At 45.8% G+C, this 15,400-nt stretch carries 6 protein-coding genes; 5 read left to right on the plus strand and 1 reads right to left on the minus strand.

What is annotated here, in order from left to right:
• Nucleotides 1-96 precede the first annotated feature (96 nt).
• The 4 genes from NF543_RS22100 (at nucleotide 97) to NF543_RS22115 (ending at nucleotide 3,110) form a co-directional block, all read left to right on the plus strand.
• A complete protein-coding gene (locus NF543_RS22100; RefSeq protein WP_308379332.1) occupies nucleotides 97-315 on the plus strand; it encodes a hypothetical protein in 219 nt (72 codons plus the stop codon).
• 36 nt (nucleotides 316-351) lie between these two features.
• On the plus strand, nucleotides 352-642 hold the full coding sequence (locus tag NF543_RS22105) for a cell division protein ZapA (protein WP_257670378.1): 291 nt from the start codon (nucleotides 352-354) through the stop codon (nucleotides 640-642).
• 349 nt (nucleotides 643-991) lie between these two features.
• Complete coding sequence (gene rny, locus NF543_RS22110; protein WP_257670379.1) at nucleotides 992-2,542, plus strand: ribonuclease Y; 1,551 nt, start codon at nucleotides 992-994, stop codon at nucleotides 2,540-2,542.
• A 31-nt stretch (nucleotides 2,543-2,573) separates the two neighbouring features.
• Nucleotides 2,574-3,110 carry a DUF962 domain-containing protein gene (locus NF543_RS22115; protein ID WP_257670380.1) on the plus strand — a complete coding sequence of 179 codons (537 nt, stop codon included), beginning with the start codon at nucleotides 2,574-2,576 and terminating at the stop codon, nucleotides 3,108-3,110.
• Between the two features lie 5 nt (nucleotides 3,111-3,115).
• Here NF543_RS22115 and NF543_RS22120 read toward each other — a convergent pair whose 3' ends face one another.
• Complete coding sequence (locus NF543_RS22120; protein WP_257670381.1) at nucleotides 3,116-5,620, minus strand: hypothetical protein; 2,505 nt, start codon at nucleotides 5,618-5,620, stop codon at nucleotides 3,116-3,118.
• Between the two features lie 852 nt (nucleotides 5,621-6,472).
• On the opposite strand from NF543_RS22120, the gene NF543_RS22125 reads away from it, so the two are divergent.
• Nucleotides 6,473-15,400: Ig-like domain-containing protein (locus NF543_RS22125; protein WP_444511716.1), on the plus strand; the 8,928-nt coding region annotated here is incomplete at its 3' end.

Here is a 15,400-nt window from a genome sequence, read left to right on the forward strand (position 1 = left end):
CAAAATATGTCATCCGTAGCAACACAGCTGTCAAACGTCGTAGCAAATACCCGTAAATTGTTAGATTTATGCGTATCTTTACAAGAGGAAAACGATATGCTTAAGTTGGAGCTACAGTCGCTGAATGTGGCATTTGATGCGAGTAACGATAAAAACAAGAAGCTGGAAGAAAAACTGAAGGCAGTAGCCGTGGCGCGTTCCCTGGAAGATGTAGCGGTGGATAAAGAAGGAATAAATGAAAAAATATTTGACACAAAGCAAAAAATTAACGATTTTGTGCGAGAAATAGATAAGTGTATTGAATTGCTCAGGTAGCAAGCGTGTAGCAGTTGTATAGTGAATTAGCTCAACATGGGAGAAATTTCCATAAAAATAAACATTGCAGACCGGATATATCCATTGCGGGTAGACATGGAGGAAGAGGAGATAATCCGGCGTGCATCCAAATTGATAAACGACAGGATTAAAGAGTTTCAGGAAAACTATGCAGTTAAGGACAAACAGGATTTGTTATCGATGTGTGTACTTCATTATGCGACGGGAATGCTGAAAGCCGAAAAAAACACGAATGCCGATGAAGTGGGGGTTGTGAAGGCTGTAAGTGAATTGGATAGCATGTTAACTGAATTTTTTAATAAATAACGTTCTTGTAGAGCTTTAAATAACGAATTTACCGCAGTTAAATTCGGGTTTCACTATTTTAAACTTAACGCTTCAATATCACAAGCGTAAATGAGATGTAGGCCATTTTGCTAACGCCACCTGGTCATGATCAATACGCTAATCCTGTGTAGAGAAGTTTATAATACATGTGACCTGATTAATTTAATTGCGGTTTTTTTATGCCGTTTAGTTTACACTTTTTATTTGCATTTTGCGGATTTGTGTTTCGCTGATTCGCAAGCAAACGAAGAGCGAATCAACGAATTGGCAAATAAACGAATCAACGAATTGGTAAATAAGCGAATAAACAAATAAACAAATAAAAATAATGGATATCATATACATCATAGCAGCCTTTGTCGTGGGCGTGATAGTGGGCCGCTTTATATTGCGGCTCCTATTTAAAAGGCAAGAGGTAGGGGCGCAAGCCAAAGCCAAGAAAATACTCAAGGAGGCGGAACAATCAGGTGAGCATCTCAAGAAACAGCGGTTATTGGAAGCCAAAGAGAAATTTCTGCAACTCAAAGCCGAACACGAGAAGGAGATCAACCAGAAGAACAATACACTTAACCAGCGAGAGAACGGTATTAGGCAAAAGGAGCAATCAATCAACCAAAAGTCGGAGAGCCTCAACAGGGAAAAACAGGAATTCGAAACTGTGCGGAAGAACTTGGAGCGCCTTACCGAGATCAACGAAAAGAAACAAGAAGAAGTTGATCAGCTCAAATCACAGCATATCAAGCAATTGGAGACCATTGCGGGGCTTTCTGCAGATGAAGCCAAAAACCAATTGGTAGAAAATCTGAAAGAGGAGGCCCGTTCCCAAGCCATCATCCAAATTAAGGATATTGTGGACGAAGCAAAGTTGACCGCTACCAAGGAAGCCAAGAAAGTAGTCATACAGACGATACAGCGGACGGCTACCGAGAGCGCCATCGAGAATACGGTGTCCATTTTCAATATCGAAAATGATGAGATCAAAGGCCGTATCATCGGGCGTGAAGGGCGGAATATCCGCGCACTTGAAGCCGCCACCGGGGTGGAAATCATCGTGGATGACACACCGGAAGCGATCATCCTATCGGGATTCGATCCCATTCGTCGTGAAATTGCCCGGTTGGCGTTGCATCGTTTGGTGACGGATGGCCGGATACACCCCGCGCGTATCGAGGAAGTGGTCGCTAAAACCAAGAACCAGATCGACGATGAGATTGTTGAAATCGGTGAGCGCACGGTAATTGACCTGGGCATACACGGGCTCCATCCTGAGCTTATCCGTATGGTGGGACGTATGCGCTACCGTTCATCTTACGGCCAGAATCTATTGCAACACTCACGAGAAGTGGCTAATTTTAGTGCAACGATGGCTTCGGAATTGGGGCTCAATGTGAAATTGGCAAAACGGGCCGGCCTATTGCATGATATTGGCAAGGTGCCTGATGACAATCCGGAGTTACCACATGCCATCCTTGGTATGCAGCTGGCGGAAAAATATAAGGAGCACCCGGAAGTATGCAATGCCATTGGCGCACACCATGACGAGATCGAGATGACTTCCATGATTTCACCCGTTGTGCAAGCTTGCGACGCCATTTCTGGTGCCCGACCCGGTGCTCGGCGAGAAGTGGTCGAAAATTACATCAAACGGCTTAAAGAGCTAGAGGAATTGGCCCTGTCATATCCCGGCGTAGAAAAGACATTCGCAATACAGGCCGGTCGTGAACTACGGGTGGTCGTGCAAAGCGAACGTGTATCGGATGCTCAAGCCGAGTTATTAGCGGCGGATATCTCCACCCGTATACAAACCGAGATGACCTATCCTGGGCAGATTAAGGTGACGGTAATCCGGGAAACAAGGTCCGTATCTTATGCGAAATAGTTGGAAGTCCGGAAGCTAACGGCAAACCACAATGACTAAACATAGTAAGAAGCAAAAAAAGCAATTGGTAACTCCCAAGCGGGAAGTTGACGCCCAGTTTGAGTCATTTGACAGGCAGTTTCAGCATCCATTCAACCGTACCATCCAAAATTTTTGCATTCCCATTTTCTCTTTTGCAGTTTTGGGTTTGGTATGGGTATTACCTTTTCCTGAAATCGCATTTTTGGAAAAATACGGCTACGATACATTTATCAACTGGGGGTCTTTCTTCATAGCGGCAATGGTGTATTACTACCTACGTCTGGCGCCTACGTTGTCTTATGCCATGCTGCTCACAGTGGGGGTATTCAGCTTCTTAATCGTTCAATTGGAGTATATAGAACAAGGGGGCGGCCCTGAGATTTGGCTGGTATGTAGTACGTTGCTGTCTTTTTCTTTCGTAATTTTATACATCGCCAAGGACATGGAACGGCGTCCTGTATCACTCCGTGAATTTTTTCGGCTATTGTTGCTAGGGCCGATTTGGCTCTGGCATTTCGTGTTTAAGAAATTGAATATTCCTTATTAGAAGCCTCAACCATATTTTTTCGATAAGGATCCCATGGTGTAACCAAAAGCCGCGAACTGGAATTTGAGGTTGCTGATGTGCTGCAATTGTTCCTCCCTAGACATTTCTTCCAGTGTCAATATCCTGAAATAGGTACCTAACAGTTTAAATCCATGTGTTTCGCAGATTGAAATGGCACGTTGCCCCAGGTTTCCGTAGTCATCCCCATTAATTTTCCCCAACTGGATATGGAAGATGGTATGAAGCAAGTGATAGGTAAGGTTATTTTTCGAATTGGGTGACCGATGTGCTGCATGTGCACAGGCCGTTTCTATATCACCGCATTCAAGCAGGTAAAGTGCATACACCATGGATGTGAAGTCCAGCTCGAACGTGTTTGCTGGGTTCGTTTTTCCAAGTCTCTGGCGTATGATATCGCTATACTTGCTGGCAATGTCGGTGTTGCCAGAAACCTTGACAAGTATGTAAATCAACACATCAAACAGTTGGTTTGTGGCCAACTGATTCACCAAATGGAGGTGGTGTGGGAAGTTGTTCAATTCATGGGTCGTCGCTTGGTCAACGGTGCCCCCTTTAAAGCATTGATAGAGATAGGAGAGGATCTTGAATGGATTAGTCACGAAGTCGGAATATGCTTCGGGCCGTATCATAGAAAGTTTTTCAAGTTGGTGCAGCAAAGCCTCTTCTTCCCATTTAAGTAATGCAATGACAGCAAGTTTGCTCCGGAGGGTGATTTCATGGCTGTCAGACAGGTCAAAAGCTAGCAACTTCGCAAGGTTGAGGTCATATTCAGCTTGAAAGCAAGTATGATTGAGCATATACTCAACAAATTGGCCATTGTGGAGCTTAAGGTTTAATTCATGCTTGATTATTGGTGAGGCACTTTTGCTGAGCTTATCAAGGCCGTCACAGATAAAAGCGATAATTCCAAATCGATCTTCTCGAATGAAAGGAATGTTTTCGAATTGGTTGACCAGTCTCAAATCTCCAGATTCAATGTAGAACAACAGCAACCATTTCAATTGGTCAATTTTTGTTTTGTTATCCATGGCCGATTGGTCCAAAACCTGGATTAACTGTTCGGGGTCATCTTGGCTATTGAACAGTTGGAGTGCCATGAAGTAAGCGGCTATGATATCTGATTGGAATCCGATGACTGTTTGTTGCCTTACTTCGAGTCCATTGCCGGTTTCGTGGAGTACCCCAGTATAAAGCAAATCGTTATAGGCTGTCCGATATTGCTTGATAATGGCATATGCCTGTTTTTTGCTAATATACAAGGTACCATTGCTTTGTTCGATCAATCCTGCTAACTCTTCCATCATGGCTTGTTTAGCCATGGTATTGATACCATTGAATATTTTCCTTTTAAGGTACCTGATGACGATTAAGTATTCATCGAAATGGCTGATAATGCCTGGATTCAAGTTTTCACTGTATAGTTCATGGTAGTACTGGAAAAACAGGGGAATGTTGATGAGATTCTTCTCTTTTGGTTTCAGTAATTGATAAGGTTTAGTCTTTTCATTGATATTTCTTGTAAGCTGATACAATTCAGCATCGGAAAACGCGCTCATATTAGCCCATTTATTCCCGGTTTCTCCACTCAATACAGAAAACCATTGTGGATTGATAATGGTATCTCTAAACAGGTTTTCGTATTTAAGTAACGTAATGGTGCGCAAGACCAAGACAATCCGAAACCATTTGTATTGCGCAAAATGGCATACCATTTCAATAAATTGATTGATTACAGTATAAAACTGCCTGTCGGCCACCAAATCGCTGTGCAATTCATCGATGACGAGGTAGAAGTTTCCGGGCGAATTATCCCGATGATTTGCCATGAAATTATCCAGCAATTCGCTGGTGTCAAAACCAAGGAGATGGGCCAACCATCGGTTGCTGTGGTAGCCAAAGGCGGTACCTTGCAGCAGCGAAAGGCTATTGGTAAATAAGTAAATGTCGTTATTTGGCGTTGCGTGATTTACGCTGATTTGTTTTTCCACCCACCGTGACACGGCCACCGTCTTTCCATATCCAGCCGGACCACTGAGGACACCTACAGTGGCGTCGCTTTGCTGGAAATATTCCACAAAACCCCGCATACATTCCCTATCGATCGTTTGGTGGTACGGAATTCCACATTTATGTTTATTACTTTGGATGTTGAATAGGCTTATTTTTGTGGCATTCAGCGAGATTTCACCCCATGTTTTCTGCTGTGTCGTTTGTAATTTATTCTGTTCCAGGTAGGTGTAAAAATTGTCCCAACTTTCAAAACCACAATATTCAGCCAATGCATTGAGGGTATATATAGAGGGCTGGTGCACCGAAGAAGCAAATCCAAAGACACGTTTGACGGTGGTTTCGCTTACACTTTTATTCGTTTCCGCTTTGATTTCAAGTGCTAACCGATAACAATCAGCCGGTACGATTTGTATGATTTGGGACTTGCCCAGCACCCGTAACTTCAGCTCATCGAGATAAGCGTGTAAATATGTCTTCATTTGGAGGTAGATGTTTAAAACAATAATTGGTCAATTTAAATTGTCAAACAAAATCACATGAGAAATTGGATGCTTATTGCTGAATTATCCATAGCATGTGTTTTGCGTCATCATTAGTTATCGTATATATGAATTGTAATCATACTGATTACAGATTAAGTTATACGGCGTCGACTTGGCCTAAGGCCATCATATTTTCAATATTGGGGATGGGTTGTTGCACGTTTTCATAAGTGTTGCGAGCCAAATATATGATATTTTCTGCTTTTTCCATCATATCATCATGAATAATTTGAACACGAGTTCGACTTGTTTAGTTGGTTGTCGAATATATGAGCATCGTTAGACACCATTTTTGATTTTAGGAGCTCCACCTTAATAAAGACCATTTTGCCTTATTCATTGGCTGTTGCTAAGTTAACTGCTAGCAAACTTAGGCATAATTTGCTTGGTCTTCATAAGGGATAATCATACATGAATGAAATGAACAAAATGTAGATAAAATGAATAGAGTGAATGAAGGTTTGGAGTAACGCTGATGTTATCTTTGTCCATGAAGTACGGTTACTTAGGACATGTAGGTGTGGGCAAATCGTGCAGCGCCCATTTATCTAAAGTCAGCTTATTCAGATAAAGACACTCCCAGGGAGCATTTCGCCCCCCGGAAATGTCAAAAACATCTACCAAATAAGCAGATACAATAACCATACCGTTTTTGGACGCTGAGGATACCAAAACTGCAAGGTATTTTAACCGTCAAGGATAACAGATTGTCTATGAAGCATTCCGATGTATTGGGATTGCTTCATTATCTATTTAAAAGTACATTTTACGATTATAAATCCGCTATCTATGGAAGCATCATCTACGTTAACCAAAAAATCATTTTCGCGTTTTCTCTACATTTACTTAGCTGTTCCTTTATTGCTGCTGCTGGCTCCCGGTCTGATGGAGGGGGCATATGGGCAGACGAAGGTATTGGCTGATGAGGTGACTTACACAAGTCCAACCAAGCCTGTTCTCATTGGTACGGGAAATCCCACAGTCGAAAATCCAAATAATGCCTTAACGGACGATGAAAACTTCGCCCGACTATTAGCTAGTCCAGGTATCGCTGCAGGTTTAGGCTCATATATTGGGGAAATCGAATTGAAGTTTGAGAACACCCTGGTAGCCGACACATGGTCTTATGTGCGAATTGCAGGTGATAATAGCCTTTTTGATGCGTTATTGGGCGGTACTCTCGGTGAATTATTAGGTGATGTTTTGGGGGTAGTGTTATTGGGCAATCAAGAAATTGTGATAGATGCTAGAAACGGTGCCACGTCGGTTTTGTTGCAAAACAGTACACAGGGATTCAATACTGATCGCATCAAACTTGTGGTCGATAAAGAAGGTCGTTATCACATAGCCATACGACCTGATGCTTCGTATGACCGAATAAGAATAACTAACCGTACCGGATCATTATTGGGACTAGGAGTTGAACGCTCCTTGGACGTATATAACGCTTTTTACTTTGACGAAGATGCAGATTGCCTACAGGCGCAGTTTACTTCTTTTGACGGAGAAGGTTTATCACTGAATCTTTTGCAAAATGGTGCAGGCGCTACTGACCTGGAAAATGCCATCGACGATGATGAAGATACCTATTCTCAAATCAGTGCGGGAACGATCAGCCTTGGATTAGGCAATTCGATTTACCAAACGATATATTATGACAGACTCTCTGCTCCGGAGGACTATCTGAAAATAAAACTGGGTGTTGCCAATGGTGCGGCGGTGAATGCACAGTTGATAGGTAATATCGAAATAAAAGCATACGCAGGTAATTCGGAAGTATATTCTAAAAAACTGAGTGGTGGATTGATTAATGGAGTAGACGTCCTTGGTTTACTGCAGGATGGTGAGCCCGCTACGGTATATATAGGTCCAGGTGTAGCGTTTGATCGCGTGACCGTTGGCTACAATGCGGTAGTCGACCTCAATTTGGGTAATGCTCCTATCTACCTGTATGATGTGAAGCGTTACGGTGCGGATTGTCCGGATCCTAGCCCGCTTCCGGCACCCGATCCAACCGACCCGATGCTGAGCAACAGTGATTGCGATGCTACGGTGATTGATTTCGCTTATGCAAATTTCCCATATAACACGGTGGACGGCAATAATGACACATACACCACATTGGAGGCCAGTTCGGGTATTGCGTTAGGAGTTGGAGCCTATGACGGTTTCATCGAACTTGGGTTTGATGCCCGTGCGGCAGGAACAACCACCTATATCCGTATCGATTTTGATGAAGACGTACTCGGTGGACTGCTCGAATTAGGCGGCAACATCGGCGACCTCGCGGGGGACGTGGTGAACAACGTGCTGTTCGGCGAACACTACTTTACGGTTGAGGCAAAGGACGCAGGTAGCTTGGTGATGTCTCGGTCGAGCAACTTGGCTTTCCAAGAGAACCCGACCTTGGGCTCAATCGGAGCGGGGGAGGTCAAGGTGATACAAGATAAGAACGGCCATTATTATGTGGCGGTTACCCCTGAATTGGCTTATAATAGTATTCGTGTTACAGAACAGCTCGGTGCAATTTTGGGATTGGGTGAATTCCGCAATATGAATGTTTACCATGCTTGTATGTCCACCGGTGCTGATGATTGCGAACAAGCGTTTGCAACCTATTCAGAATCGGATGGTATCAGCCTGGATTTATTGGGAGTCGGCGGTGCAGGTGTGGCAGATGCTCACCATACCATTGATGAGAATTCCGCATCGGTAGAAGACGATAATACCTATTCCGAGATTTCCATCGGCGCTGCAGGAGTTGGTGCAAGTGTCTTCCAGTTCGTAGAATTCCATACCTTATCTTCTCCTGCCGATTATTTCAAAGTAAAACTGGGTGTTGACAATGGAAGTCTATTGGATGTACAGTTACTTAGCAATATTGAAATCCGAGCATATAATGGTGATGAATTGGTGTATTCACAACGCCTGCAAAACGGCTTGGTTGCCGGTCTGGATATCTTAGGGCTTTTGAGCGCAAACAATGTAGTCACTATTCCTATCGGTCCGGGTGTTGCTTTTGACCGCATAGCTGTTGGTCTAAACACAGCCGTTGACCTGAGTTTATTCAGCTCACCATTACGGCTTTATAGCATCAAACGTTTCGGTGCAGATTGCCCGGATCCAAATCCGCTTCCCGAACCACCGGAAACTGAGCCGCCCTTCAATACAGCGGATTGCAGTGTTACCCTCGGTGAATTCGAACATACCAACTTCCCTTACAATGCCGTAGATGGCAACCATGATACCTATGCTACCTTGACTTCCGGGTCTGGTGTTGTACTCGGAGCTGGTGCTTTCGATGGTTTCATTGAATTAAGTTATGACCAGCCGATAACCGCCGGTGAAATGTCCTATGTCCGCATAGACATGGAAGATGAAGGCTTGTTGGATGTATTGGTTGGAGGCAGCCTTGGCGAATTTATTGCAGACGTCGGTGATTTGCTATTATTTGGCAATCATTATTTCGACATTTCGGTAAGGAATGCCGCTAACACCGAAATCTACAATGCATCGGGTATTGGCGGTTTTGGAACCGACAATGCACGCATCGTACAAGACAAGGTTGGCCGCTACTACATTGCCTTTACAGCTGATGAAGCGTATCAGTCAATACGCATCACCTTAAAGAATACGGCAGTGGCCGGGCTCGACGCCACCACAACGATGAATGTCTACGGCATGTGCCGCGAGACTGAATTTGACGCTTGCGAGCAAGCGACATTTACGTCGTTCGATGGCACAGGATTGTCGGCAAACTTGTTGGATGGAGCAAATCCTGCAGGGGTGGTTAATCCACAGTATGCCATAGACGACAACAATTCCAATTACGCGGAATTTGGCCTAGGTACTGCGGCCATCGGCGCTACGATATATCAAGATATTTATTTCAAAACCAAGTCGAGTACCACGGATAAGGTTAAACTGCGCCTGCAAATGCCACAGACCTTGCTCAATGCAGATTTGTTGGGTGCATATAAAGTATACCTATTCAACGGTGACGATCAAGTTTTTGAAGCAACTTTGCAAGAAGGGTTGATCAACGACCTCGATTTGCTTGGCCTGTTTAATACGGGTGGTGTTGTTGGGGTTGAATTCGAACCGGGTGTAGAATATGATCGGTTACGATTTGAGCTGGGATCCGTTGCAGCCTTGAGTATCGGTAATCCGGTACGTTTATACGGCGTTTATCGTATTTCTGAAGATTGCCCGGATCCGGAATTTGAAGAGCCACCTTATCAAAGCCCGGTATGTATCGATGAAGTTATCAGTGCCGCAAACGTGGATGATATCCAAAATGTGATCGACGGCAACCACAATAGCTATGCGACCATTCGTTCGGATGCCGGATTGGTTTTGGGAATTGGGGCGTACGATGGCCATTTGGAATTGGGATACGCCGGCGAAGTAGCCGCGAATACCACTTCTTATATCCGTATTAGCGAAGAGAACGGCCTGCTTGACGCTTTGGTTGGCGGCTCATTGGGTGATTTCTTGGCTGGGCTGGTTGAATTGACTGCCTTGGGCAACCATTACTTCGATGTCATCGTAAAAGATGGTAGCGATAATGATGTACTTACCCGAACTAGTCAGAATGGCTTCCTTGACGAGAGCTTGAACATCGATCCCAAAGTGCGCATTGTACAGGATCGGGTAGGACGCTATTATTTGGCCATAACACCGGATGTAGCTTATCAATCCGTTCGTTTGGAAACCCATACTACAGCGTTGCTTGGACTTACTTCTTCCGAGGGCCGGTTGAATGTCTACGGCATGTGTTATGAAGCCGGATTTGACGGATGTGCTGTACCGGTCACCACCTCTTATGATGGTACAGGGTTGAGCGCAGATTTGTTGGGAACCGGTGGAGCTGGCGTGCAGAATGCATTCTGGGCAATTGACGAGAATAGCTCTAATTTCTCAACCCTTAGCCTTGGTAATATTGCCGTAGCAGGTTCTATTCAACAACATATCCAATTCAACAAAGCAACTGAAGCGAACACAGCTATCCGGGTAAGGCTTGGCGTGGGAGCGGGAACATTAAGTGCCGATTTGCTTGGCACGTTGGAAGTCATCGGTTACCTGGATAACCAAGAAGTATACAGCGAAGAGTTTGAGCAGGCTTTCTTGGGTGTTAACTTGTTAACCTTACTGAACAATGGAGAGGCTGCCGATTTGGCGGTTACTCCTGGTGTTCCAGTTGATGAAATTGCCATCCGGTTAAGTTCATTGCTGGGAATTGGTGTATCACCCAATGTACGGCTTTATCAAGTAACGCCTGACTGCGACGCACCAACATTCACCGCTTGGAAAAGCTATGTAATAGACGGTGACCCAACACTTGCTTCAGTAAGTGGTGGTGAAGAAGTAGTTTACACCATCCATGTTCGCAATACGGGTTCGGTAGCCCTTGAGGATTTCATGATTACCGATGCCATCCCTGCTAACACCGTATTTGTAGAAAGTGCCGATGGTACCTTAGATGGCGATTCGGTCAGGTTTACTGGTGTCAATGTGCCGGTAGATGGAGGAACCACGGTAAGCTTTACGGTAACCGTAGATGAGAACCTCACAGGAGTGAGTGAAATTGTCAACGTAGCGCTCGTAAAAGCGGATGAGAATGATCCGGGAACGGAAACCTTCCCGCCAGCGGATAACGAAAATCCTACGGATCCGGATGATAGCGGTGATACCGGTACCATTATTCCTGTAGAGCAAATCAATTCCTTGATTTCTTGGAAGGCCTATACGGTAGATGGGGATGCGTCCGTGACTTCGGTTAGCGGAGGTGAAACCGTAGCCTATACCATATATGTACGCAATACCGGTAACCAAGATTTGACCAATGTGGTCATCTCAGACATGTTGCCGGAAGGTGTGACTTATGAGGCTGGTGGCGACTTAAGCGGCAGCACCGTGACGTTCACCATCGATGAACTTGCTGTCGGTGAGACATCCGCTCCATTGGTATTCTCTGTGATCGTCAATGACGACTTAACAGGCATCGACGTGATACGCAATGTGGCGACGGTCACGAGCGAAGAAATAACCACGCCGGAAGAAAGCTTCCCGCCAGTGGACAATGAAAACCCAACAGACCCAGATGATACGGGCGATACTGGAACAGAAATACCGGTTGATCCTGCTACTTCATTGGTTTCTTGGAAAGCCTATACGGTAAATGACGATGCCAGCATCATGGCCGTTAGTGGAGGTGAAACTGTTGAGTACGCCATTTATGTCCGCAACACGGGCAACCAAACGTTGACCAATGTGGTCATCTCGGATGAGCTGCCTGCTGGTGTGGCATATGTCTCAGGTGGAACCCTGAATGGCAATACGGTGACGTTTACCATTCCGTCCTTGGCGGTGGGTGCCACTTCAGTACCGCAGTCATTCACTGTGACGGTGGATGAAGACTTGACCGGCATCGATGTCATCCGCAACGTGGCCACCGTGGTGAGCGAAGAAATAACGATACCGGAAGAAAGCTATCCACCAGTGGATAACGGAAATCCAATTGATCCGGATGATACCGGTGATACAGGAACCGAAATCGATGTGGAACCGATGCATAGTGTCGATTTTGCAAAGATTGGCTTGAGTGATGGTGCCAACAATGGCCAGGCTCAGGCAGGTGACATCATCACCTATACCTTAACGGTAACAAATACGGGCAATAAGGCGTTAACTGATGTTGCGATAACGGATGATATCCCCGCGAACACCACATTGAACGATGCAGGTGACTTCACGCAAAATGGTACCACCATGGAAGCAACTATCGCGACGTTGGCGGTGGACGAGTCTCTCAGCCTCAGCTTTAGTGTTGAAGTAGATGCCATTGACCCAGGCGTGGTAACTTCTATTGACAACGTCGCGGAAGTGACCTTCCCGAATGAAGATAATACGGGCGATCTCACCGAAACCGCCGAGCATAGCATGCCTACGGATTGTATTGAGGTTATTGCAGGTGAGATTACATTAAGTGTAGACCAGAATGAAATATGCGTAGGCGACGAAGTGTTGCTTTCCGCAACATCGGCTATTCCGGGCGCCATGTACCATTGGTACACGAATTCAGGACTCACAGGTACACCGTTGATTTCAGCGGATGGTGCGACCCTTGCTGTTTCGCCAACAGGTAATACGACCTACTATGTGCTCCTAGTGGCAGACGGTTATTGTTTCAATACCCCGCCAGCGAATATTTCAGTCACGGTGAACCCGGCACCTGAAGTGCCGACCATCATGATTAATGGCGATGCGGAAATCTGTGCGGGCAGCATGGTGGAATTGACGGCCACTGCCGGAGCAGACAGTTACATCTGGTACTTGGATGACGTAGAAATTGACGGAGAGACTTCCAATACCCTCATGGTAGGTGAAGCCGGTGCATATACCGTGGTTGCTGTCAATGGTAGCGGTTGTGAAAGCGGTATCTCTGCCAGTGTAACAATAAGTGTGCTTCCAGTACCTGATCAACCGACTATCACAGTAGACGGCAGTACCGAAATCTGCGAAGGCAGTGGTGTATTGCTTACTTCTAGTGCTGGTGCTGGAAACCAATGGTTCCTGAATGGCGCTCCGATTGACGGCGCTACAGAATCAACGTATACCGCCACAGAAGCTGGCGACTATACCGTGGTTGTTACCGGTATCAATTTCTGCGAAAGCCAACCGTCTGATGCGGTAAGCATCACGGTAAACCCAATTCCGGAAATTACCATCGACGGCGCAACCGAGTATGTTATCGAAATAGGTGGCAGTGTAACCTTACCGAGTGTCACTGTTGATCCCGCCAGTGCTACGGTTACTTGGTTTGATCCAGAAGGTAATGCGGTAATGGGTGCCACAGTAGGGCCATTCAATGAGCCCGGCACCTATATCTATACCGTAGTAGCCGAAGATGGCGATTGCAGTGCAACGGCCAGTATCAGTATTGTAGTATTCGATCCGAATGCTTGTCCTCCGGGATATGAGCGGATTTATGCGGCAACTGTCTTGAGTGCTTCAGGGGTTACTAATCCGAATAATGCACTTGGATCTAACTTAGTTGATAGCGCCAATGTGGCAATACCCTTATCTGCACTATTGGGTGCGCGTAACTTTGATTTAGGCTTTGGCCAATCCTTCACGGGTGAAGACCTCCATGTGAAATTGGGCACTAGACAAGGAGTGGATTTGCTTGGTGGTGTAGAAGTAGGGCTTCAACCGCTGTTTAACGGCAATCCAGTAGGCACAGCCATTAACCTGAATTCAGGTTGGCTGGTGAGCCTGTTGGCTGGTGCTGACCAAGGTGATATCGTCATACCGACGGCTGCTGATGTCACGTTCAATGGCGTACGGGTAAGTGTTCGTGCGGCCTTGGTTTCATTGCTCGGTGAGATCGACGTGCATGCGGCTTACGTAAATACGAAAGTGACCGAGCTAGCCGATTGTGAGGAAGTAAGTGATATCTTGACAGGTTCTACTTCAGGTGTACTCGGTGTGCTCAACGGGGTTGCCAACAAATGGGCGGTGACCACCGACGATATGGATGACTTCGCCACTATCCGCCAAAACGTGGGCGTGGCTGGCCATGTGCATCTGACCACACTTTACCCATCGGTAGCCAAAGCAGGTGATTCGGTTCGCGTGATTTTGAGAAATCCTGGAGGAGGGCTCATAGATGTCGGTTTATTGAATGGCATTTGGATCCATGCATTTAATGGTAATACTTCGGTACAGGAAACCCAGGTGGGTGCAAGCTTACTCAGTATTCGCTTGTTGCCGGGATCATCTGACCTGAATATCGTTTCCTTCGCCGTGGATGCACCGTTCGATCGTATTCAGATTCGTGCCGGCGGTATAGCCACAGCGTTGGCGAGCCTTGATGTCGCTCGAATTGAGCGTATCGCCAGCGTGGCAGTTCAAGTGCCAGTCGGTGTTGACGGTGAGTTTGAAGTATGCCAGGGTGGAGACATTGTGCTGGAAGCTGATGATTGTGGTACGGATTACGATTGGTACGACGAACTCACAGGTGGTTCAATGATTGGAACAGGCTTAGCTTTTGCGGTTCCGATGGATTGGGCTCCTGGTCAATATACGATATATGTGCAGCCGAAACGTTTTGGTTGTGATTATGGTGGACGGATTCCTATTGTGATTAATGTATTGGAGTCACCAACGGCTAATGATATTACCGTCGAGGCTGACGAGGATGCTTATTGTTTAGGTGATGACGTGGTCTTGACAGCTAATACTACCCTCAGTCTCACTGATCCACAATTCAGCTGGTACTTTGATACTGATAAATTAGAGCCGGTCATGGATGGTAATGGTGTTACCTATGACATCCAAAACGGTGTCATGACAATTGCCGGTTTGATTCCTGGTACTTATACCTATTATGTAAGTGTACGGGAAGGTGCTGATGGTTGTGAAAATGCAGCCGGTGATTTGGCTAGCATTACCATTACCGTTGATGATAACGCAACAGAAGATGATCTTATAGACATAGCGGTCAACGGTGTTGACCCGATCGATCCATTGTGCTTGATGCCGGGTGAGGAAGTCGTATTGACTACCGAATTGTCGGCCACAAGCACCATCGTCAATCCAGTGTTCCACTGGTACGATGTGAGTGGTGAGCCAGTTATGGGTGGCGAAGATGGCGAGTTGAACCTCGGCGAACTGATGCCGGGCACTTATACCTACAGCGTAGGTGTGAGTGGT

It is taken from the genome of Parapedobacter tibetensis (genome assembly GCF_024704835.1).
Lineage (GTDB): Bacteria > Bacteroidota > Bacteroidia > Sphingobacteriales > Sphingobacteriaceae > Parapedobacter > Parapedobacter tibetensis.